Source organism: Methylobacterium sp. HJ2 (assembly GCF_056431005.1).
In genome coordinates, this window is sequence record NZ_JBWJYM010000017.1 from 18,975 (window position 1) to 39,310 (window position 20,336).

Genomic DNA, 20,336 nt, shown 5'->3' on the forward strand with positions numbered 1-20,336 from the left:
CATCGACCGGCTGGCAGAGGCGGTGACAGGCGACCGCGGGCGGTTTCACCTGAAGCCGGCGACCACGCCAGGGGCGGCCCGGGAAGAACCGACGGGATAGTCAGCCGGCACGCCGCCTGGATGAGAAGGCCCGCCCGGCCAGTTCACCCCAGAGTGCCTCCACCTCGGCCTGTAGCGCTTCGATCCGTGCGTGCAACTCGCCCGCGTCGACGGCCATCTCGACCAAGGCGTCCTGTGCTTCCGCGAGCGCGGCGCGCAACTCGGCGTTCTCGATGGAGACAGCGAGGATCAGGCTGGCGGTCTGGTCGCTCATCCATTGCTCGGCTGGTGAAGGAACGACCGGGATTAGCCTGACGGTTCGCACGCGGCACAAGCCGTTGCCGGCAGACGGCCGCGCTCTAATGGCTATGCCAGGGGATCACTGTGGCGCCGGCCTGTATGCCATCTCTGCATGGCCTGCCGGCAGCGTCGCGCGATCATGTCGTAAGGGTCCGCCACAGCATGCAGCTCGGTTACATGACGATCTTCGCCGCGCTTCTCCTCAGCACCAGCGCACTCGCCGAAGAGGACTGCCCGAGCCATTTCCGAGACTACGGCTTGTTCCTGCAGGCGAAGACATCCTGCGGCCGTGCGGAGGCAGAGTACCGCTCCATGAAGCTCATGCGCGCCTGTGCCAAGCAGACGCCGAAGGAGACGGCCTTGAGTTTGATGGACCAGGGCCGCCGCGAGTGGGCCAGAGGCGTGATGCGCAGCAGCCTCGGCACAGCCTGCGCGCATGTGTTCGCCGAGAGTGCCGCCCCATCGAAAGTTGGTGGCCGCCAATAGTGCACGGCGCATCGATCACACTTGCGGCAAGCCATGCCACTTTATCGACAGATTATCTCAAGTCACACTCATGCCCCATTCGAGTTCAATTTGCCGGCTCGTTCAATAAGAAACGGGTATGCGTGATGAACTCAAAGGCTCTACTGGCGGTCTCAGTTCTGTCTGTTGCGCTCTGCGCGGCAACGACGGGTGCAGAGGCCCGCAGCGCTGCGCGCGCGCAGTCTGGCGTCGCATCCTGGTACGGGCCGGGCTTCCACGGTCGGCGCACGGCCAATGGTGAGCGCTTCAACACGCATGCGTTGACAGCAGCTCACCGCTCACTGCCCTTCGGCACGAAGGTGCGCGTGACCAACAAGAGCAACGGCCGTTCGGTGGTGGTGCGCATCAATGACCGCGGTCCCTATGCAGGGGGGCGGGTCATCGACCTGTCGAACGCCTCGGCCAAAGCCATCGGCGTCTCCGGCACGGCACAGGTCAGCCTCGCTCGGATCTGATCCTACCGACCGAAGCGGAGAGGGAAGCTGAGGGTCGTTGTGCCCGCCTTCGTCAGCAAAGATGCGGGCGGCGGACTGAAAGGGCTAGCAGCTCGTGCAGCCGCCCTCGCGCGCTGGTCGACCTCAGCTGAACCGGAACTTCGCTCGACATCGACCCGGTTCACGAAGCCATCAGCTGCTACCTCGACGCGGATCGTCACGGTCCCCCGCGGCTTGGTAGGCAGACGGCCTCCTCGGGAGTCGTCGGCCTCAGCGATCTTGGTCACCACGGCGGAAATCCAAGCCTGCACATCCGCAGGAGGCGTTGGTTCTCGGGCCTGGGCCTGCCCTATCGCGAAACAAGCGGCGGCAAGGCAGATCCGGCCGATCAGCGAGCGCAATCTCATAGCGGCATCCGAGCACCCTGGTCACTGCCCTTAGAGGCGCCGACTGAAGCGGTTCTTACCAGGGCGTTCGTCATACCGTCCGCCTATATGTCACCGCCGCATGGCTCTGCCGCCTCGTGCCGGTCGCGAGAATTCTCCCGAGCCCGCTTCGTTGGAGCCGCCCGCTGCCCCCCGGCAGCCCTTTTCGGGTCCCGCTGGCCTCGTTTTCCCTAGAGCTAGAACCTGAGTATGCGTGCCCTGTGGGGATTTGCACCCTCCCCCCTGAAGCGGCAGGACCGGCGCGATCTGCGGGAAGGGCGAGCGGCGTGCGAGCCGCAGCCAGGCCAGCCATTCCAGGCTGACGATGCGCAGGATGTTGGTGTCATTGCGGAACCCGGTGACGCGCCGCTCCTCGACGGTCAGCAGCCCGAGCTTCTTGGCCTCACGCACGGCGTTGCGCACGGTGGTCTCGGACACGCCCGCGATGGCAGCGAGATGCCCGACCGCGAGGCGGCAATCCTTCCGGCGCACGGTCTCGGCCGCGATCAGGGCGAGCACGGCTTGCTCGGCCATCGTGAAGCGGCAGGCCAGACCCGGCGGCAGGCGGCCCGAGGCCGTCCAGCGGCGGCGACGCTCCATTGAGGCATCCGTGCGGGGCCGGGAACCGCTCCTACCCGTCCTGTATGATCCTGGGCGATCCTGCGGGGTATCCGGTTCGGCAGAGGTTCCCGTTGGGTTCGTGCTCTGTCCAAAGCTCGGTGCGGTTCTGGACGCTTTCCGGTCTTCGATCAGCGCGGACAGCATCTCGGCCTCGGCCTCTGTCACTTGCCCGGCGCCGAACGCCTTCCACAGCGCGGCAGCCACGGCCGGCAGCGCGGCGCGCGGGGCCGCCTCCGCCTGTCGACGGATTTCGTCAGCAAACATCGAACCCGGTCCCTCACGGGCCGCGGCTAGGGTCCAGGCAAAGCCTTCCCGTTGACGGAAACGGGTTCCGTCTTGACTCCCTAGGGGAGCTATGGCTTGTGAGGGGAAGTGACTCGGCCCTCACAGGCCCTTCGGTTTTCAGCAGGCTCCCGTTTGGCGACGGGGGCCTGTTGGCTTTTCAGGGTCTCTATCTCGCGGCGTTGATCTCCTGATGCCGGCTCGCGACTCGCCAGGACGAGCCCGGCCGGAACGGCCCATGTCGGCCGGAGGGGACGGTTAAGTCAACGTTCACGGTCGTGTTGGGTGATTGCGTCTTTCCATGCGTTGCCTCCTGAAGAGCTAGGAGGAACCGACCATGGCGATGCGCTATCACGTGCTATCTGCAATTGCGGGCTTGTTCGTTGCGACGGCTGCGCGAGCTGAGCCGCCAAAAGCCGCGGTGTTCGATTTTCAGCTCGCCAACCTCGGGGCGCAGGGTCCGACTGAGGCGGACACGGCGCGGTTGGGCCCCATCAGTGATCTGCTGCGCACTCAGCTGCAGGAGAGCGGCCATTATCGCATCGTCTCCACCGATCCCGTGAAGGCTCAGGCTGCCGATGCTGATCTGCGTGCCTGCGGCGGGTGTGCCGACGATCTCGCCCGCAAACTTGGGGCCGACGTGGCGATCACGGGCCAGATCCAGAAGGTCTCGAACCTGATCCTCAACATCAACGTGTACGTGAAGGATCTGAAGGCGGGGACGCCTGAGAAGGCTTACAGCGTTGATATCCGGGGCGATAACGACCTATCGTTCGAGCATGGCGTGAAGTACCTCGTGAAGAACAATCTGCCGCCATCACAATGAAGCTAAGCCTCTGAACAGCCTCATGATCCGATCCGAGCTTGTCGCCCGCATCGCGGACATGAACCCGCATCTACGCCAGCAGGCGGCCGAGGCCGTGGTGAGCACCATCCTCGACCGCATCGCTGGGGCGCTGGCGGCTGGCGGCCGGGTAGAGCTGCGCGACTTCGGCTCCTTCTCGGCCAAGCTTTGCGGGCCTCGGCAGGGCCGCAACCCGAAGACAGGCGCGCCCGCCGCCATTCCGGCCAGAGCCAACCTGCACTTCAGGCCCGGCAAGGCGATGCGGGAGCGGTTGAGCCGTGCCACTGGGCCGATGGCGTTCGGGGCTGAGTAGCGGCAACAAAGCAGCCGCTGGCTCACAGCTGCGAAATCACTGCGCAATCAGGATGAAGCGCTTTGATCGTTAGCCTTCCTGGCGCGAGAGTCGGGCCACGGACAGCCGCATGCCCTGCCCAACTGAGCGTCAGCACGGTCAAGGAGCTGTTGAGCGCGCATGATCGCCCCGGGCGCTGGCGCGATCCGCGACTACAACGTCACGTTTGGCAAGCCAGTACAAGACGACCGAACGGACCCGGTTGAGTTGCTTTGGTAATCCGTCTGCTCAACCTCAAGACAGAGCGAGATGCAAAGGTCGGGCTATGGGTGCAGACCCTCAGGTCAGACAGAGCGCCGACGCCAGAGGCCGTGAATGCTTCGGAAGGGCAGCAGAACAAGCTTGAGAAGGGCTCTGGCTGCCAGGACCACGATGATCTGCAGGATGGCCGACAAGGCTCCAAGCAAAGGGTGTGCTCCTTCCAGCCTGCGCGCGCTTCGCCGACCAGTTCCAGCATAGCAGCCGATAAGGCGGTCAGAATGCGTCCTGTTGACCGAGGAAGCAGCCTTGAGCCGCGCGTGCCGGCGACGCGCGGATGGGCCCCTCAATCCGGTGCACCGCTCATGGCGGAGAGCGTGAGGCCGTCGCTGCCGATCTCACGGCCGTCATAGCCCAGCAGAGCCGCCAACCGCTCGCGTGCCCGGAACACGCGGCTCTTGATCGTACCGGTTTGGCAACCCATCACAGCCGCCGCCTGCTCGTAGGTCATGTCCTCGACCGTCACCAGAACGAGAGCCTCGCGCATCTCACGGGGCAGTCGCCCCAACACAGCCTGCAGGTCTCGCAGATCGACATGGCCGGACTGCTCAGGCGCGATAGCAAGCCGACTGGTCAACTCGCCGTCAGTATCAGCGACTTCGCGCGCCCCCTTGCGGGTATCGCTATAGAACCCGTTACGCATGATCGTGAACAGCCACGCATCGAGGTTCGTCCCGGCTTGGAACCTTGCCTGCGACCGCCATGCCCGCAGCAATGTATCCTGCACGAGATCGTCGGCGGCTGGGACGTTGCGCGTCAGCGTTATGGCGAAGCGGCGGAGGGCAGGTACTGACGCCAGCACCCCGGCCCGGAACGCCTTCGCGTCGCAGTCCTCAACTCCGATCAGCGCCTGATCAAGCTGAGCCAGCAGCGCAGCGAGTGGCCCCGGCAGCGCGCTGTCCGAGGCGGCCTGCGCGTATGCGGCCGCGAGCAACTGGCCAAGGCGTGAGCGGACCGCCTCGGGTAAGGTGGGTGTATAGTCGGAGGCCGGCGCGACGCTGCTGTCAGTCATTGCTCAGAGCCACTGTTCGCGCACCCTGACTCGAACAGCATAGCTTAGGCAAGCCAACGGCCACGGGAGCCGAGAGCGGGTGCGCGTACATCCGGCGTCACCTGATCCCGGCATCGTGGCCGCTTCCGACCACGGAGCAAGCCGCGATCGGGATGATCCTGATATGGGGGCCAGAAGGTAAACGAGCCGTGAAAGCTGCCCCGCCGCCCGATCTGCTCATGGGCCGGCGGGGCTTGCTGCCGTTCCTCACGGCAAGGGAGCCGATACGCTACGTGGCTCGGGGCTCAGGATGCCAGCCTGCGGTTAGGCGAGCGTCAAAGGCCATGGCTCTGCTCAGTCTATACCTGAGACATTGGAAGCCGCGGGCCAGTCGCGGCGGGCGACGCGCTGCACCCCCTACCCAGAGGGCATGCCAGAGGGCTGCGGGTTGGCGTCAGTCCTCGTCGTCGTCCTCAAGGCGGCGACGCTGCTCACGCCGGATCGCATCGCGACGCTCCTCCCGCATCTCCTCCCGACGCTCTTCCCGTCGAAATTCATCACGGTCACGCTCGCGTGGTGAGCGGGGATCAATGCGCACCCCACCAGGGCCGATGTCGATGCTTTGGGCAGAGGCCGGCAGGGCGGGAAGGCAAAGCATGCCACCTGCCATCAAGGCAGCGGCGATGAGACTTTTCACGGTGGCGTTCTCCCTGTGATGGGCCACCAGCCGCAACGAGGGCGGCAACCCATGTTCCTACAGTGCACTAGGCGACGTAGGTCTCAGGGCACGCGGCATCAACGGCCAGGGCAACGAGCGCACCGCCGGCCGTGCCCAAGCAAGCCTCTGCCAGTAAGCCGCGGATGGGATCCTATGCGGTGCCTCTCGCCCGCCGTGTGACCTGCCGCCCGTCATCCGAGAAGACGACCCCCGCGGCCTCAAGAGTGCGACGCAGCGCGTCCCTCTGCACGATTGTGATGACCGGCTCGCCATCGCTCTTCTCCGCCCGCGCAATGACGCTGATGGGCAACTTGGAGCGTTGGGACAGCTTCTCCTGAGACCATTCGAGCAGTGCTCGTGCCGCGATGATCTGTGTGCCGGTTATCATGGGAGCTTCAGTGCCAGCCTCGGGCTCAGGAGGGTGCGCCCAGCCTCCGCGGGAGAGTACGTGTCCTGCCATCAAGGCAACGAAGGCCATAACAGGCTTGGCCTCAAGTATGCCAGGGCCAGCGGAATAAGCCGGTTTTGACAGGCGGAGCAGTCTGGTTGCTGGCGGCGTACGCACGGGCGACCCGCGAGAATTCTGGTGTCCGAAGGTAGCCGTATGACTTGTGAGGGTTCGGCTCGCCGCCCGACCGTCGATAAGCGTTCAGGACTCGCTGATCATCGATACTTACGCCGTTGTCGCTGGGCCCATAGTCAGTTCCCAGAGCACCCATGATGGCGACGATGTCCTCGCCGTCGGCCAAGTTCGTCCAAGCCGAGACGTTGTTCGGCACCCGCAAGGACCCATGCTCGGACTCGAACCTCAGCTTCACCTTGGCAAGCCCCAGGGGAGCGCCCGCCGTGACGAGATGCTCGATTTGCAAGGATGGATCCTCGCGCTCCAATTGCCGGAGCACGTCGTACGCGATGACAGATCCCATCGAGTGCGCGACGAGCAGGATGCGCCGGTCACGGAGCGTTCGTAGGCGCTCGGCCAGCCGCGCCCGGACCTGACGGGCGAAGCCTTGGTTGCCATGGTAGTGCCAAAGGTCGTCGAACCGGTTCTCTAGGATCAAGTCGTCCACGAGTGTGACGCCGGTAGCCTCCTCGATCGCGTCGATGCCTGCGTAGACCGGCGCCAGCACGTCCTTGGCGGTCGTAGAAGGCGCTTCCGCACCAGCAGTTAGCGGCCCGGAGCCGTCGTACGGCTGGTATGGTTCGCGGTTGTCGTCCTCCGAGAGCGGGGTGTCGTAGCGCAGGTCTGCCCAATAGACGAACTCGAACGCGAATTCCGGGTTGGCTTTACCTTCGTTCCGGGCGAGTCCCTCGGCGATGGCCGCCTTCCACCAGCGGGTCTTCTCATCGACGGGCGGTTTGTTCGCTAGGCCATGAATGCCGACGATGACGCAATCACGGCTCATGTCGTCTGAATGCTCTCCCAGATCCAAACAGTCCGCCTGCGCTTAGGTCTAAGCCTTGTGCTGGCCCCGCGTCCTAACTTCCCGCTCCCGGAACTGGATCCCGGCTCCTCCCCTGTTCTCGGGGATGAACTCAAGGCCGGCGGTCCCGAGTGCGGCAATCACTGCGCGAACATTGTTTGGCATGCCTGCAGCAGGTACCTCGCTGCTCTCCATCCGCTTGAGGGTTGGAACACCTGCGCTGGTGGCTGGCAGACGAGGCCGAGTTCCGCGCTGGCCATGAACCCGCCTTCAGCATCGCACTCGCCCGCGCCGCGGAGTCACCCTGTTCCTTGGCACCGCCCTGCCGCCCATCGCGGTCTCGCGCCCGGTTCCTGCCGGCCGGCTGCTGCCCAGCGTGGACCGCTACCGCCAAGACGCACCCTTGGCCCTCCCGACCGAGCCGCTGCCGGGCGAGGACGAGACGTGGCTGGCGCTCGCCCCGATCCGGCCGGACACCGCCTTCGTGCGTGCCTGCCGGCTGGTGAGTGCGGCCGGCGAGCTGCTGGCGGCCTGCGTGATAGCCGGCGGAGGCGCCTGCCTTGTCGGTCTCGCCTTCCTACTCTGACCAACATCCTTCAAGCCCACGGTACCATTTGCCCACAAGTCCTCATGCAGGCTCGAAGGCAAGCCCGGAGTCACAAAGTGTGCGATCCCTTCTCTCTCCTCTTCCGCCGCAACCCTGCCAAGCCAAACTTTCCCCAGTTGGCTGAGACCTTGAAGGCATCCCCTACCCGCGTGACCTGCAAGCCATCGGCCGCGCTGCCCGATCCACCCTTCGCCGCGATCGAGGAGAGCCGCCGTCTGTTCGCGGCGTGGACCACGGCGCTCTATCTCTCGCTCGTCGGGATCAATCCCAACCCCGACGCCGAAGCCGCCAGCGATGCCTTCCAACGGCACTGCAACGACTGCCTGTTCCAGACGGTCCCGCAGACCGCCTCGAGCTGCCAAGCACTCGTGCGGTACGCCGTAGAGCATCAGCAGGCCGAGCAGTGGGCGCTCGATGACGACAAGCACGACAACCAGCACCTGCGCGTGCTCGCTCTGAACGCCTGCAGCCCCCTGCTCTGACGCCCGCCCCCTTCATCTCAAGACCGTAGGAGCACTTCTGTGCCCTCTCTCAAGCTGCGGCATCCCTTCTCTGGGCCGACGCTCGACCCTCGCTCTGCCAGCGTGGTCGCGCCCTGAAGGCTGCCGCTGCACACCTCCTGCGCCTAGCCTCCTTAAGACCCGCAGCGCTGGGCTGTAATTGCGGGGTCCGCAGCGGCATCCAACGAGGAATGCGGCGTGTCACGGCCGACATCCTCCCCCTTAAGGCAGGGCCATCGTCCTGGCTGATCTTGGGCAAGCCCTCTTGTGGGCATACCCTCAAGTCCGATCGCCCACTTTCCTGCAAGACAGACACAAGCTTGGTGTGGTCAGGTGCATGAGTTAATTGCTGAGGGCTTGCCCACAGGCCGGCAGGAAGACAAGCAGGAGAGCGGGCGTGCGGACTATCGCCATCATCAGCCAGAAAGGCGGGGTCGGGAAATCCACAGTAGCCGTGCATCTTGCGGTCGCGGCTACGCTGGCGGGCCTGCGAACCGCTCTTGTGGACCTCGATCCTCAGGCTACCGCGCGGAAGTGGGGTGACAAGCGCGCTGCAGCCGAGCCGGAGGTCATTGGCGACCACGCCGAACGCCTTCCGCAACTCGTGGAGGCAGCCCAGGCCAATGGCGCCGATCTTTTGGTAATCGATACCGCGCCCAACGCGGACAGGGCATCTCTCATCGCCGCGAAAGCCGCGGATCTCATTCTAATCCCATGCCGGCCGGCAGCATTCGACCTCGAAGCGATCGAGGCAACGCAGGACCTCGCAACCATTGCCAAGAAGCCTGCCTGGGTCGTGTTGTCCTCGGCGCCGCCGCGGAGTGCCGTGGTTGAAGAGGCTCGCCATGGGCTTGAGGGTCAGGGCGTTAAGGTGGCGCCGCAGGTCATCCACCAGCGCGTCGCCTATTCCTATTCCGTGATCGACGGGCGCACGGCATCCGAATATGAGCCGGATGGGAAGGCAGCTGAGGAAGTAGCAGCCCTCTTCACGTGGGCATGCAAACAGGTAGGCTTGAGGGCAGGCGGGCAGGGCTGCAGGAGGGCAGGGACGAAGGCATGACGAAGCGACCGAGTCTGTTCAGTGCGAAGGCACCCGCTTCAAATGAACCCGAGGTCAAGGGGACAGAGCCGTTGAGCCAAGCGGGCGAAGCTCGTGCAGCCATGTCGGTGATGTCCGAAGCGTCTGGCGCCACAGCGATCCGGGCAGCAATGGCTGGCAAGTACCCCAAGGCTGCAACCCGCGAGGGCAAGCGCGTGGTGACGGCCTACGTGGACCCAGAGGCATTCCGGCAGCTCAAGATGCTCGCCGCCTCCGAGGACGCACAGGTACAGGATCTCGTCACCGAAGCGCTCAACCTCCTGTTTGAGAAGCGCGGCCTCTCACGGATCGCGTAGAGCATTATGCGCACGCTTCTCTGGATCCTTATCGTATGAAGCGCCCTCAGGCTCCTCGCGTTCGACCCGCAGCCGACACAGAAACTGCGGTCATGTGGGCAGGCCCACAAACCCACCTGTCGGCCTTGCCGCAATACCGCCTGTGTGAGATCCTGGTGAACGCAAGACAAGACACATTATCTTGCGTTGGCCACAAAGGCAGTCCCATGGACATCGTCGTGACCCCAACCGGCACCAAGGGCACCGCGTGGAGCCTGAAGGATCGGCTCGGCCGGCCCCTCGGCACGATCAGGAGTTCCGGCAAGCCCGAGAGCTTCGAGATCTCACCCGAGCCTGGGAAGGGCTTGCAGTTCTTGGCGCAAAAGCATGCCTCGCTCGATGCGGCAATGACCGCGATCGCCAAACACATGCAGGGGGAATGTACCCTCGACAGCCAAGACTGGGATTGAGGGGACGATGCGGCTCCTCCCCGCACTTACGGCGGCTGAGACGCCGCAGTTCGCCGCGCAGGCCGACGACGACGTGCAGATGGTGCGGCTGTGGCTGGCCCGGTCTTCCAGCCCCAACACGCGCCGAAACTACGAGCGCGAGGCCCGGCGCTTCCTCGCGCAGGTCGACAAGCCGCTGGGCTTGGTCCGGATCGGGGATTTGCAGGATTACCTTGGCGGCCTCCCAGGTTCGTCCGCCACGGTGGCGCTTGCCGCCTCGGCTCTCAAGAGCCTGTTCGCCTTCGCGCAGGAGGTCGGCTACCTGCGCTTCAACATCGGAGCCGCCGTGAAGGTGCCGCCGATCAAGAACACGCTGGCCGAGCGCATCATGTCGGAGTCCGACGCGCTTCTGATGATCCGGCAGGAGCCGCAGCTCCGGAACCGCGTGCTGCTGACCGTCCTCTACGGTGGGGGCCTGCGGATCTCCGAGGTTTGTGGGCTGCGCTGGCGCGATCTTGCTGTCCGGGATGAGGCAGGACAGGCTACCGTGTTCGGCAAGGGCGGGAAGACCCGCGTCGTGCTGCTCTCGTCCGCAACCTGGAGGGTGCTTCAGGAACTGCGCAGCGATGCGCCGGCCGATGCGCCCGTGTTCCGCTCACGCAAGGGTGGGAGCCTCGACCCGAGCGCCGTCCATCGGGTCGTGAAGGCCGCCGCAGCCCGCGCCGGCCTGTCACCTGAGGTCTCAGCCCACTGGCTGCGACATGCCCACGCCTCGCACAGCCTCGACCGGGGCGCGCCGATCCACCTCGTGCAGGCAACCCTCGGACACGCCAGCGTGGCGACGACCGGCCGTTACCTGCACGCGCGGCCATCCGAGAGTTCGGCCCGGTTTCTGGGGGTGTAGGTCGCCATGCGGTATGGCCTGAGCTTCGGCATGACCGTAGCCCTTTGCGGCAGTGTCGCTGCGGCAGAGCCTACGCCGACGATCGAGCGTCTTCTGACAGGCGGATGGGAGATCGCAGGCTACGTCGGAAATCTCGATGTCCGAACGTCGCTGATCCTCTTCCGGAAGAAGGACGTGCCTTACCTCGTCCAGTGCTCGACGCTGTTCGATGTCACCCGCACCCAGCGTGTCGTCGTGAACTGTTACGAGCTGCGCTGAATAGGCCCGGACTAGGCGCGGTGCGGACCTCGCCCGGATCATGGACCAGAGCGAGCACCGGGACCCGCGGACGGTCGTCGGCTACATCTGCCGGGCGAATGCCTTCAAGGGCCACTCGGGGAGCGCGTTTCTATCGGACAGACCGGATTTCCAGCTGGCCTGGACCTCGTCTGCTCAGGACGCGAGGGTGAGTTCGCCTTCCCGTACGGCTCGTTCGCCGAGTGATGATCTCACTCGGTACGATGGTTCACCTGTGCGATCCTCTGGCATGAGTCGAACCACCTCAACGAGGCTGCTGTCCGCGCTCTTGCTGCGATAGCTCACCTGAGAATGGTGAACGTGCTGACCGATCTTGAACTTGTGAGACATCTGCTATCCTCCATGACTTAGGCATCCGTGGATCCTAGATCATCTAACGGCGCGCTCTAGCTTTGCGGGCAGCAAATCGGGCATCACGAGATGCCTTCTGCTCCGCCGCCAGTGCGATCTGGTGTTCCGCGTTCTCGGCAACCTGACGAGCCTCTTCGGCCACTGCATGCTCCTTTGCAGCAGTGGCCTCGGCGTCTCGTTTGGCCTCGGCTGCAAGGCGGGTTACGGCGCGTTCGCTGATCCGAACTTCTCGCGCCTCAACGACCGCGCTTCGCGCCGCCTTGCGCGCGACAACAACTGGGTCATCCGCTGCAGGCCGCGCCCTGAATGAAGCGAGTTTGGCTTGGCGCGCCTTATCAATCGCCTCAAGACGATCAGCGAGCTGATTTCCTTTGGGTTGTCCCACGTACGCTCCTTGAGCGCATCACCTCTGAGTGCGGGTGACGAGAAATAGATGAAGCCGCCCCGTGATGGAGCGGCTTCCAAGGTTTTCAGATGCACACGGCCATAGCTCAGGCCGTCTGAAGGCTGCCGGCTGACTGCTTCCCGCTGCGGCGGTCGGTCTCCATCTCGTAGGAGAGTTTCTGACCCTCATCGAGACCTTGCATCCCAGCGCGCTCGACGGCGGAGATATGGACGAACACGTCCTTGCCGCCATCGTCCGGCTGAATGAAGCCGAAGCCTTTGGTTCCGTTAAACCACTTCACTGTGCCGATGCTCATAGGTATTTCCGTATCTTTGTAGGCAATAGGATATGACAAGCGCATGCAATCACGCGCTTCATCGCTCATCGTCGATTTATGGGAGAAATGCAGAGCGCGCACCCAGGAGGGTGGCACGGCCGAATATCTGGCCAAATGTCGATTTTTATCTTCTACGCCATCAGAGGTGCATTTACAACCCCGCATAAATAAATCTGCAAAGAGATGAAATACTGCCCAAGGGCTGACATGGGATGCGCCCATTTCCGCGTAAGTTTTCGCCAACGAGCCTTTGGAGATGAGAGTCGCACAGCGTCGCCCGGCGGGCGAGCGCCTGCAAAAGGCATTCGGGGAACGGGTTTCCGTGAGGCGAGCCGCTTGAATGGAGCGGCCAAGCCGGTAGCATAGCTTCGCTCAACCTTGAGGGTGGAACCTATGGCGCTTGGTTCGGATGCTGGAAGTGCGTTTGAAAAGGACGCAGACCCCTCTTCGGACCACGTTTCGCCGTCTGCAAGTCCTAAGAAGAATACTCTGACTAAAGAGCGTAAGGCAGAGGTGTTAGCTCTTATCAAAGCCATGAGGTTGCGCGGCAACACCACGCTTGTAGGGATTGCCGACGAGTTGAACAAACGCGGCGTACCCGCCCCAAGAGGAGGCTTATGGGCAGCCGGACAGGTCGGGCGAATTATCTGATTGTGCTCAGTCTAACCCAAGACCGCTGCGGTTATCTCTGGGTTGGTCAAGCCGTGAACACCACCTCCGGGTCGGTGTTCATCCCTTCCAGATACAAGCGCCAGAAGGCATCTGCGATCAGATCCGGTGCAAATGGTGTGCCTTCCTGGATGCGCCCGGCAATCGTCATGGTCGCTAAGGCTATGCCGTCTGCCTTGAATGCCGTCGCCATTGAGTAGGCGAGATTGCGAAGCGCGGCTTTTCCAGCCGAGAGAGAGAAAGCGCTGAGCCACGGGCGTGGATCGAGGGCGAGCCCGCCGCCGGTCAGGATGATGCTGCCTTGCCGGCGCGTAGCCATAAGGTCCCGCATCGTTCGGGCCGCAGCGTAGGCACTGACCACGTTCACCTGCAGGTCGGCAGCAACCTCGTCCGGTGTGAGCGTGCCAGGCATGCCGATGCTGACCCGATAGGCATTGTAGACCAGAACCTCGATCGGTCCGTGCTGGGCTTCGATGGAGCGCAAAGCACCGTCCAGGCTTCCAGCGTCAACCGCGTCGACCTGAACGACCTCAATCCTCTCCTCGGCAGTGACCTTGTCAAGCGTGCGAGCCAGCCCGACCACCGAGAAGCCTTCGCGGGCAAAGCGCCGGGCTATAGCTAGACCGAGCCCTGGACCGATCCCGACAACAACGGCGACTTTGCCCTGATGCATGTGCTGGTCCTGGACCTCGTATGTAGAGAAGCTCTGCCTCCGGTTGTCCGTAAGGCTTACCAGCAGGTCAGTGTTTGGACCCAGGCCAGGCCATTCAGAATGGGCGCACTTAACTTAAAGGCATCACCTTGGATCATCAGGCAGCGGTGAGGCGCTTCGTATTCTCGGCGACATGTTCGCGGTAGCGCGCGACTACGGCATTGGGTGAGGCGCCGTGCATCATACTACCAACGGCTTCGATCGAGGCATTGATCTTCTCAACGATCATATGATGCGCCTCAGCTTGTGCGGACGGTCCGCCCCAAGCCAATTTTACGAGGCGAAGCTCGATGACCTTCTGAGCCTCCAGGGCAAGCAGGGCGAAAGCGAACGGATCGAACATGGAAGGCTCCGGGCCGCGTGGGGTTGCAAGAGCGACCGGGACACGAGGAAGGGCGGTCTCAGCGACCGCCCCCTCGGATTGGCATCACTCTGCGATCGGCCAGACGGCCTAAGCACAGTGGTTGACCTCAGCGTGCCTGGGTAACGCCGGTGAAGGTCTTACTGGCCTCCTCGACCGCACGAGCCGACGTCTCGGTGATCGCCTTGCTGTCCTGGACCATGTGCTGCAGGCTCTCACGCATCAGATCGCTCTGAATGGCCGTGAATTCCTGCACCGACTTGGCGCGGCTGAGCTTGGTTAAACCCTCCAGATTGCGCTGAAACTGCTTCTGACCAAGATCGAACAGGCCGCGCGAGGTATCCTGGAACGCCTGGCTGAGGACGGTGCCGCAGCGGGTGACGGCTTCCATGTTCTGCTTTGACTGGTGCGCGAGACGGTCGCTGTCTGCACCGGAGTAGCCAAGCGTCTTCGAGAACCGGTCGGCTGCCTCGCGTGCGTGGTGGGAAGCGGTCTCGATGCCGTTCTGCATCGCCTGCTTAGTGGTCTCGGTCGCCTTCTCGCGTAGATCAACCATATTGTTGACGCCCTCGCGAGCTACATCAGCAAACTGCTTGCCATGCTCGACCGTCTTGTCTGTGGCCTTGGCAAAATTGACCTTGCCAGCCTCGGCAGTGCGGGCGTCTTGGCCGCTGTGCTTGGCGTGATCGGCGTTCTGATTGTTCGACATGTATGGTTTCCTCCAAATATTGTTTAAAATATTCACCGCGTTAAAACAGACAAGTCGCCTATCCAACTTCGGCGGTAGAACGATTTTTCTTCTCTCGTTGCACTGCACCTAAATATACATCTGAATTTTTATTACAAGCCCTAGGTAGCACGCATTAGAGAGAATGTCGGCTGACGCTTTTCGTCAACCGTTACGATCGTTCTGTAAGTGCTTATGTGCACTGCACAATATGTTCGTTCCAATCCGGGATCGAAGGCGCGCATTAGGCCGGACAGCAGTCGAAAAAAACAATGAGCCCGCGCAGCGCTCTCACTGCAACGGCTCCCGGGACATGTCGCCTGACCACACGAACCGGATCATGATGGGGCTCACGTTAAGCGCCTCTGCGTCCCGATAATGGGTCCGTGACGATAAGAACGGCCTGAGAGTACCAACGCCCAAGGGCTGTGAGTCGGGAGCGCTGTTTCCGGGCTAAGGGTGACCAGAAGCAGTGTGATCGCAATACCTTAGCCAATAGAGTCCGCCCCCGATTGGAGGGTGCAGCGGACCTTTCAACCCGCCCTGAGTACGATAATGAGGCATTATCGAACCCACGACCTCGCTCAGCCCGGATTTGCGCATCACTGTAGTGGTCGGTCCTGTCGTACCCAGACGAGCCCGCCGCTATCGGCCATGAACCCTTGTATCGGATCAGCCAATACTCAAGCGCGCGATTTTAATTTTCTGCGCCGTCATAGGACGGCTTTCACGATAAATTCGACCATTGCCGAGACGTTCCGAGCATGAGTCTTCACTGGTGCAACCGGTGAGGAGTAGGCAGGGTGCAGGCCCTCCTCTAGGGTTTGGCATGAACAAGTTCGAGCAGGACCTCATCGACACCACCGCACGGACGTTGGCGGAACGTCATATCGAGGCGATCCGTGAGCATGGGGGGATCTTCGTCGATGCGGTACGCCTGACACGTATGCCGATGCTGGTCACCGACGCCACTCTGCCGGGCAACCCGATCATCTTTGCCAATCAGGCCTTCATGAACCTGTCAGGCTACAGCTTGGAAGAGCTGACCGGCCAGGATCCCCACTTCATGAACGGTCCTGACACCGACCCAGCGGCCATCCGGCAGTACGAGGCGGCGATCGGTGCAGGCAACGACGAGAACCTGGAGCTTCTTCAGTACCGTAAGGACGGCACCCCATTTCGTGCGCTACTGTTTGCCAGTCCCCTCGACGATGGCCAAGGCACCGTCACCAACCACTTCATGTCCTACCTCGACGTGACCCGTCGCTTCGATGCTGAGCAGGATCTGCGAACCCTGGCGGCAAAGCTGGAGCAACGCGTGGCAGCGCGAACCTACGAGTTGGAAGCGGCGAACGACCGGCTGACGAAGCTGGCAGCGGAGCGTGAAATGCTGCTGGTGGAGGTCAACCACCGGGCGAAGAACAGCCTCTCCATCGCATCAGCCCTCTTGAGCCTGCAAGGCCGCCGTCAGGCCGACCCGGCGGTGAAGGCATTGTTCTCCGAGACCCAGGAGCGGCTCAACGCTATGGCGCGAGCACACGATCTGCTCAGCAGATCGGAGAGGGTGCAGCAGGTTGATGCCGGTAGCTACGTGACCGATCTCTGTGCCGCTTTGGAGGCGATCACCGAGAGCGACGATCGCATCCGGTTGGAGACAAGAGCGGAGACAGGCATCTTCGTGAGCGCTGACACAGCCATTCCACTCGGCTTGGTTCTGACCGAACTGATCACCAACGCGGTCAAGTACGCCTTCCCACCGCCACGCTCCGGCACAATCCTCGCCCAAGTGCGTCGGCCCCAACTCGGTTGCATCGAACTGGTCATTCAGGACGACGGCGTTGGCATGGCCGGCTTGCGTGAGGGGTCACTCGGCTACGGGCTGGTCCGATCCCTGGTGCAGCAGATCGAGGGCAAACTGGATATCCGGAGCGATACTGGGGTGACCGTGACGATCTCGTTCCCAGACCTGTCGCCACACAAGGCCGCAAGCTAGGCGGCGCGCTCCCGCAGCACGTCGGCAATGTAGCCGTTCAAGTGCTCGGCAAGGGTGGGACGCGCAGGCCGGTTCCTGGCGCGATGGGGCGGGGCAGATCGTTTGCCTTGCGGTCGATAACGACGACGTGCTCGGGTCCATAAGGACGACGCGGGTGGTTCTGGCCGCCGCTCACCGCAACCACGACACGGCCGACAACCGGGACGCCAACCTCGCGGCCTTCTGCCAGCGCTGCCACATGCTGCACGATGCGCCTGAGCATCGACGGCGGCGATGGAGCACCCTGTTTCGCAGACGCGCTATGGGCGACCTGTTCCGCGGGCCGTATGCGCCTTAACGAGGGTCTACCCGCGTCATCCCCGACGCCATCGACGAGCTGGCCGAGGCCATCACGGGCGACCGTGGACGCTTCCACATGAAGCCGGCGACGACGCACGGGCGGGCATTTTGAGGGTTCAGGTCTGATCAAAAGTGGCCCGGCGGTGCTGCCGGGCCAGTTGGCGCCCTTGTGGGTATGAGATCGGGAGGGCGCGAAGCCAGAGTGGCTGACTTAGAACCGATAGCGCAGGCCGGCACTGACGGTGTGATCGTCACCACCCGCGCGGGCGAAACTGGTTGAGCCGGTGAGAACGCCGCTCAGCCCGTTACCGAGGTCGAGATCGAGACCGCCTGCGACCCGCCCAGCCTCGACGCTCGGCCGGCGCCTCGCGGCGATCCGGTACGCACACAAGCTCGCGGGCGCGCCGGATCCGACCGACGATGAGGGCGTCCGCGCCGCGATAAAGGGCGCGCCGCAAGGTCGGCGTGGCGCCAAACCAGAAGGCCGCCGCCACGGTGGACATCCTACAGATGCTCTTGGCGCGGACGCCCGACACGCTGGCGGGCAAGCGGGATCGCGCTTTGCTTGCACTCGGGTTCGCGGGCGCGTTCAGGCGCTCCGAGCTGGTGGCGCTCGACGTGGCGGACCTCCGCGAGGATCCCGAGGGCCTGCGCGTCATGGTCCGCCGGTCCAAGGTCGATCAGGAGGGCAGGGGGTTCGAGAAGGCGATCCCGCACGGGCGCTTCATCCGGCCGGTTGCCCTCGTGCGGGAATGGCTCGACGCGGCGGGGATCACCGAGGGGCCGGTGTTCCGGCCGGTGTCGCGGTCGGGAAACGTGCGCAAAGGTTCTCACGCTGAGAAACATTCGCGCCTGACGACGCAGGCCGTGGCCGACATCATCAAGCGGTACACGGCAGCGGCCGGGCTCGATGCGACGACCTTCGGGGCGCACTCCCTGCGGGCAGGCTACATCACCACGGCGGCCGAGCGGGGCGCGGACCTTGCCCGGATTATGGATCAGAGCGGGCACCGGGATCCCCGAACCGTCGTCGGCTACATCCGCAGAGCGAACGCCTTCAAGGGGCACTCGGGGAGCGGGTTTCTGTAGGCAGCAACTCAAACGAAAACGGCCGGGGACGAGCCCCGGCCGCTTCCTGGTCGCGCGTCTGCCTCCGGCTTAGCGGAGCAGCTGCAGCACGCTCTGCTGGGCCGTGTTCGCGAGCCCGAGGGCCGAGACGGTCAGCGACTGGCGGGTCGAGAGGGCCTGGGAGTTGGCGGCCTCCTCGTTCAGGTCGGCGTCCGTCAGGTTCGACGAGCCGGTCTGGAGCACGTTGATGATGCTCTTGTTGAAGGTCTGCCGGTTCTGCACCACCGAGAGGTTGGAGCCGAAGGTCGAAGCTTGGGCCCGCAGCGACGTGGCGGCGTTGGTGAGCGTGTCGAGGACCTTGTTCGTGGCCGAGTTGTCATTGAACTCGTTGGCGCCGTTCTGGCCAAGCTTGGACAGGCCGAGGCCGGAGGCATCGAACTGAACGCCCTGGAGGTTCAGGGTCGAGCTGCCCTTCTCGTTGAAGGTCAGCTTCAGGGTGTCGCCGTTCAGGAGGTTCACGCCGTTGAAGGAGGCGTCCGAGGCCGTCGTCTTGATGTTGTCCAGGATCTGGTTGAACTGATTGAGGAGCTGGCTGCGGGTATTCTGCGAGTTGGTATCCGCCACCGGAGCAGACGCCGTCGAGAACAGCGTCGCCGCGGTTCCGCTGATCGCGCCACCGTCGGCCGTGCTGCCGATGGTCGAGGACGCGCGATCGTTCGTGGTCTGGATCGTCAACTTACCGGCCGCATCGACCGTGGCCGACAGGTTGTTGGCGGAAAGCTGCGTGTTGAGCTGATCGAGCGTCTTCACGGTCCCGTTCGTGCCATCACCGAACGTGACGTTCACCGCCGTGCCACCGTTCAGCGAGGCGAACGACAGCGTCTTGCCCGACAGGCCGCCAGGAACCGAGGAGCGCGCCGCGGTGAAGCTGGTGTCCGTGCCGGTGTTGCCGGCCAGGCCGAGCGACTGCAGGGCGTTGCCCGACCCGGTGATTTTAAGGTCGGCCAGCGTGCCGGTGCTCAGCGCCAGCGCGCCCGTCGAGCTGATCGAGGACTTGGAAGCCCCGGTCGCCGCCGAGAACGCCGCACCGCCGGACGCCAGCGTGGCGGTCTGGGCGCCACTGGCCAGATCGACAGCGTTCAGGACGTCAGCAACCGTACCGCCGCGAAGGTAGACGGTGGAGTTGCCGTTGCCGTCCGTCTCGACGTTGCCGCTCACGCCGGTATGGGTCGACGAGGCGGACGGTACCGCAGCGTCCTTGAAGGTCACGGTCTTGCCGTTGACGTTCAGGGTCGACCCATCCGAGATGAGCGAGGCGAGGCTCGCCGAAGACGCGGTGCGGGCGGCGGTGACCGTGGCGGTGCCGGAACCCGTGGCGGTCGTTAGTCCGAGGGAGTTGAGGGCATCGGCCTTGCCGGAAATGTTGAGATCCGACCCGGTGCTGGACTTGAGTGTGATCGCACCACCCGTGATGGAGGAGCCCGATCCGCTCAGCGTCGCAGTGCCGCTGGACACGCTGGAGATCGTCTGCGCACCGCTGGAGATGTCGATCGCGTTGAGGACGTCACCGACCGTCGTGGCCGCATTCAGGTACACGGTCGAGTTGCCAGCACCGTCAAACACGGTGTTGCCCGTCTCGCTCTGTGATCCGGTCAGCGTGGTAGCCGTCGGGGTCGTCGCGGCCTTGAAGGTGATGGTCTTGCCGTTCACGCTGAGCGTGTCACCGTCGCCGAAGCGCGTGTTAGCAGCCGTCGTCAAAGCGCCGCTTGCGCCGTAGAGCAAGGTGCCGGTGGTGATGTTTGCGGGCGTACCAGCGTTGTCTTGCTTCACCGCACCTGTGGTGGTGCCGGCCGTACCGCCGAGGGTCGTCGTCGAAGCCGCGACGGTCGTACCGCCGGCCGTACCCTTGTACAGGACGTTGCTGTTAGCCGTCGCATTGGCGAACGACGTGGTGCCGCGCAGATCCGCGGCGCTGGCGCCGGTGATCGTGGTCGAGACGTTCGACTTCGTGGAATAGCCGATCGTGGTCTGCAGCGCCTGATTGGCGACC

General features: G+C 63.8%; 27 protein-coding genes and 1 pseudogene. 16 read left to right on the forward strand and 12 right to left on the reverse strand.

What is annotated here, in order from left to right; all coding sequences use genetic code 11:
- Window positions 1-100: 100 nt before the first annotated feature.
- Entirely contained in the window at window positions 101-313 is a 213-nt protein-coding gene (locus ACS5RC_RS25630) for a hypothetical protein (protein WP_478346754.1), read from the reverse strand.
- A 188-nt stretch (window positions 314-501) separates the two neighbouring features.
- Between ACS5RC_RS25630 and ACS5RC_RS25635 the strand changes: the two genes are divergently transcribed.
- Both ACS5RC_RS25635 and ACS5RC_RS25640 read left to right on the forward strand, forming a co-directional pair.
- Window positions 502-825 (forward strand): hypothetical protein, encoded by a 324-nt coding sequence (locus tag ACS5RC_RS25635; RefSeq protein ID WP_478346755.1) that lies wholly within the window; start codon window positions 502-504, stop codon window positions 823-825.
- A gap of 125 nt (window positions 826-950) precedes the next feature.
- Window positions 951-1,319, forward strand: coding sequence for a septal ring lytic transglycosylase RlpA family protein (locus ACS5RC_RS25640; protein WP_478346781.1), 369 nt, complete (start codon window positions 951-953; stop codon window positions 1,317-1,319).
- A 2-nt stretch (window positions 1,320-1,321) separates the two neighbouring features.
- Here the strand turns inward: ACS5RC_RS25640 and ACS5RC_RS25645 are convergent, their stop codons facing one another.
- Complete coding sequence (locus ACS5RC_RS25645) at window positions 1,322-1,705, reverse strand: energy transducer TonB family protein (RefSeq protein ID WP_478346756.1); 384 nt, start codon at window positions 1,703-1,705, stop codon at window positions 1,322-1,324.
- A 90-nt stretch (window positions 1,706-1,795) separates the two neighbouring features.
- A complete protein-coding gene (locus ACS5RC_RS25650; RefSeq protein WP_478346757.1) occupies window positions 1,796-2,608 on the reverse strand; it encodes a helix-turn-helix domain-containing protein in 813 nt (270 codons plus the stop codon).
- A gap of 355 nt (window positions 2,609-2,963) precedes the next feature.
- Here ACS5RC_RS25650 and ACS5RC_RS25655 point away from each other — a divergent pair, with 355 nt between their 5' ends.
- Both ACS5RC_RS25655 and ACS5RC_RS25660 read left to right on the forward strand, forming a co-directional pair.
- On the forward strand, window positions 2,964-3,452 hold the full coding sequence (locus ACS5RC_RS25655; protein WP_478346758.1) for a DUF3280 domain-containing protein: 489 nt from the start codon (window positions 2,964-2,966) through the stop codon (window positions 3,450-3,452).
- Between the two features lie 22 nt (window positions 3,453-3,474).
- Window positions 3,475-3,783 carry an HU family DNA-binding protein gene (locus ACS5RC_RS25660; RefSeq protein ID WP_478346759.1) on the forward strand — a complete coding sequence of 103 codons (309 nt, stop codon included), beginning with the start codon at window positions 3,475-3,477 and terminating at the stop codon, window positions 3,781-3,783.
- Between the two features lie 583 nt (window positions 3,784-4,366).
- On the opposite strand, the gene ACS5RC_RS25665 is transcribed toward ACS5RC_RS25660, so the two are convergent.
- Complete coding sequence (locus tag ACS5RC_RS25665) at window positions 4,367-5,092, reverse strand: sigma-70 family RNA polymerase sigma factor (protein WP_478346760.1); 726 nt, start codon at window positions 5,090-5,092, stop codon at window positions 4,367-4,369.
- 427 nt (window positions 5,093-5,519) lie between these two features.
- Here ACS5RC_RS25665 and ACS5RC_RS25670 point away from each other — a divergent pair, with 427 nt between their 5' ends.
- Window positions 5,520-5,651 (forward strand): hypothetical protein, encoded by a 132-nt coding sequence (locus tag ACS5RC_RS25670; protein WP_478346761.1) that lies wholly within the window; start codon window positions 5,520-5,522, stop codon window positions 5,649-5,651.
- Between the two features lie 629 nt (window positions 5,652-6,280).
- On the opposite strand, the gene ACS5RC_RS25675 is transcribed toward ACS5RC_RS25670, so the two are convergent.
- A complete protein-coding gene (locus ACS5RC_RS25675; RefSeq protein ID WP_478346762.1) occupies window positions 6,281-7,195 on the reverse strand; it encodes an alpha/beta hydrolase in 915 nt (304 codons plus the stop codon).
- A 421-nt stretch (window positions 7,196-7,616) separates the two neighbouring features.
- On the opposite strand from ACS5RC_RS25675, the gene ACS5RC_RS25680 reads away from it, so the two are divergent.
- The 7 genes from ACS5RC_RS25680 (at window position 7,617) to ACS5RC_RS25710 (ending at window position 11,305) form a co-directional block, all read left to right on the forward strand.
- Entirely contained in the window at window positions 7,617-7,799 is a 183-nt protein-coding gene (locus ACS5RC_RS25680; protein ID WP_478346763.1) for a hypothetical protein, read from the forward strand.
- A 77-nt stretch (window positions 7,800-7,876) separates the two neighbouring features.
- Window positions 7,877-8,302 (forward strand): hypothetical protein, encoded by a 426-nt coding sequence (locus ACS5RC_RS25685; protein WP_478346764.1) that lies wholly within the window; start codon window positions 7,877-7,879, stop codon window positions 8,300-8,302.
- Between the two features lie 415 nt (window positions 8,303-8,717).
- Window positions 8,718-9,380, forward strand: coding sequence for a ParA family partition ATPase (parA, locus tag ACS5RC_RS25690; protein ID WP_478346765.1), 663 nt, complete (start codon window positions 8,718-8,720; stop codon window positions 9,378-9,380).
- Entirely contained in the window at window positions 9,377-9,715 is a 339-nt protein-coding gene (locus ACS5RC_RS25695) for a ribbon-helix-helix domain-containing protein (protein ID WP_478346766.1), read from the forward strand. The genes parA and ACS5RC_RS25695 overlap by 4 nt, the downstream gene beginning before the upstream one ends.
- Window positions 9,716-9,921: 206 nt before the next feature.
- Window positions 9,922-10,164, forward strand: coding sequence for a hypothetical protein (locus ACS5RC_RS25700; RefSeq protein WP_478346767.1), 243 nt, complete (start codon window positions 9,922-9,924; stop codon window positions 10,162-10,164).
- 7 nt (window positions 10,165-10,171) lie between these two features.
- Complete coding sequence (locus tag ACS5RC_RS25705) at window positions 10,172-11,047, forward strand: tyrosine-type recombinase/integrase (protein ID WP_478346768.1); 876 nt, start codon at window positions 10,172-10,174, stop codon at window positions 11,045-11,047.
- A gap of 30 nt (window positions 11,048-11,077) precedes the next feature.
- Complete coding sequence (locus ACS5RC_RS25710) at window positions 11,078-11,305, forward strand: hypothetical protein (protein WP_478346769.1); 228 nt, start codon at window positions 11,078-11,080, stop codon at window positions 11,303-11,305.
- Window positions 11,306-11,479: 174 nt separating this feature from the next.
- On the opposite strand, the gene ACS5RC_RS25715 is transcribed toward ACS5RC_RS25710, so the two are convergent.
- The 3 genes from ACS5RC_RS25715 to ACS5RC_RS25725 all read right to left on the reverse strand — a co-directional run bounded on the left by ACS5RC_RS25715 (window position 11,480) and on the right by ACS5RC_RS25725 (window position 12,396).
- Window positions 11,480-11,674, reverse strand: coding sequence for a hypothetical protein (locus ACS5RC_RS25715; RefSeq protein WP_478346770.1), 195 nt, complete (start codon window positions 11,672-11,674; stop codon window positions 11,480-11,482).
- Window positions 11,675-11,717: 43 nt separating this feature from the next.
- Window positions 11,718-12,080, reverse strand: a complete 363-nt coding sequence (locus tag ACS5RC_RS25720) for a DUF6481 family protein (RefSeq protein WP_478346771.1) — start codon at window positions 12,078-12,080, stop codon at window positions 11,718-11,720.
- A 106-nt stretch (window positions 12,081-12,186) separates the two neighbouring features.
- The gene (locus ACS5RC_RS25725; RefSeq protein ID WP_478346772.1) at window positions 12,187-12,396 is read right to left on the reverse strand and encodes a cold-shock protein; all 210 of its coding nucleotides are present in this window, start codon (window positions 12,394-12,396) and stop codon (window positions 12,187-12,189) included.
- A 414-nt stretch (window positions 12,397-12,810) separates the two neighbouring features.
- On the opposite strand from ACS5RC_RS25725, the gene ACS5RC_RS25730 reads away from it, so the two are divergent.
- A complete protein-coding gene (locus ACS5RC_RS25730; protein WP_478346773.1) occupies window positions 12,811-13,068 on the forward strand; it encodes a recombinase family protein in 258 nt (85 codons plus the stop codon).
- A gap of 46 nt (window positions 13,069-13,114) precedes the next feature.
- On the opposite strand, the gene ACS5RC_RS25735 is transcribed toward ACS5RC_RS25730, so the two are convergent.
- From ACS5RC_RS25735 to ACS5RC_RS25745, 3 genes are all read right to left on the reverse strand, one after another.
- Window positions 13,115-13,759, reverse strand: coding sequence for an SDR family NAD(P)-dependent oxidoreductase (locus ACS5RC_RS25735; protein WP_478346774.1), 645 nt, complete (start codon window positions 13,757-13,759; stop codon window positions 13,115-13,117).
- A gap of 136 nt (window positions 13,760-13,895) precedes the next feature.
- Window positions 13,896-14,141 (reverse strand): hypothetical protein, encoded by a 246-nt coding sequence (locus tag ACS5RC_RS25740; RefSeq protein WP_478346775.1) that lies wholly within the window; start codon window positions 14,139-14,141, stop codon window positions 13,896-13,898.
- A gap of 127 nt (window positions 14,142-14,268) precedes the next feature.
- Entirely contained in the window at window positions 14,269-14,868 is a 600-nt protein-coding gene (locus tag ACS5RC_RS25745) for a phasin family protein (RefSeq protein ID WP_478346776.1), read from the reverse strand.
- A gap of 847 nt (window positions 14,869-15,715) precedes the next feature.
- Here ACS5RC_RS25745 and ACS5RC_RS25750 point away from each other — a divergent pair.
- From ACS5RC_RS25750 to ACS5RC_RS25760, 3 genes and pseudogenes are all read left to right on the forward strand, one after another.
- The gene (locus ACS5RC_RS25750) at window positions 15,716-16,879 is read left to right on the forward strand and encodes a sensor histidine kinase (protein WP_478346777.1); all 1,164 of its coding nucleotides are present in this window, start codon (window positions 15,716-15,718) and stop codon (window positions 16,877-16,879) included.
- A 55-nt stretch (window positions 16,880-16,934) separates the two neighbouring features.
- Window positions 16,935-17,216 (forward strand): annotated as a pseudogene (locus tag ACS5RC_RS25755) (hypothetical protein); the annotation flags it as partial.
- Between the two features lie 467 nt (window positions 17,217-17,683).
- A complete protein-coding gene (locus ACS5RC_RS25760) occupies window positions 17,684-18,307 on the forward strand; it encodes a site-specific integrase (RefSeq protein WP_478346778.1) in 624 nt (207 codons plus the stop codon).
- Window positions 18,308-18,376: 69 nt separating this feature from the next.
- Here ACS5RC_RS25760 and ACS5RC_RS25765 read toward each other — a convergent pair.
- On the reverse strand, window positions 18,377-20,336 hold a 1,960-nt coding region (locus tag ACS5RC_RS25765), incomplete at its 5' end, for a DUF1522 domain-containing protein (RefSeq protein WP_478346779.1).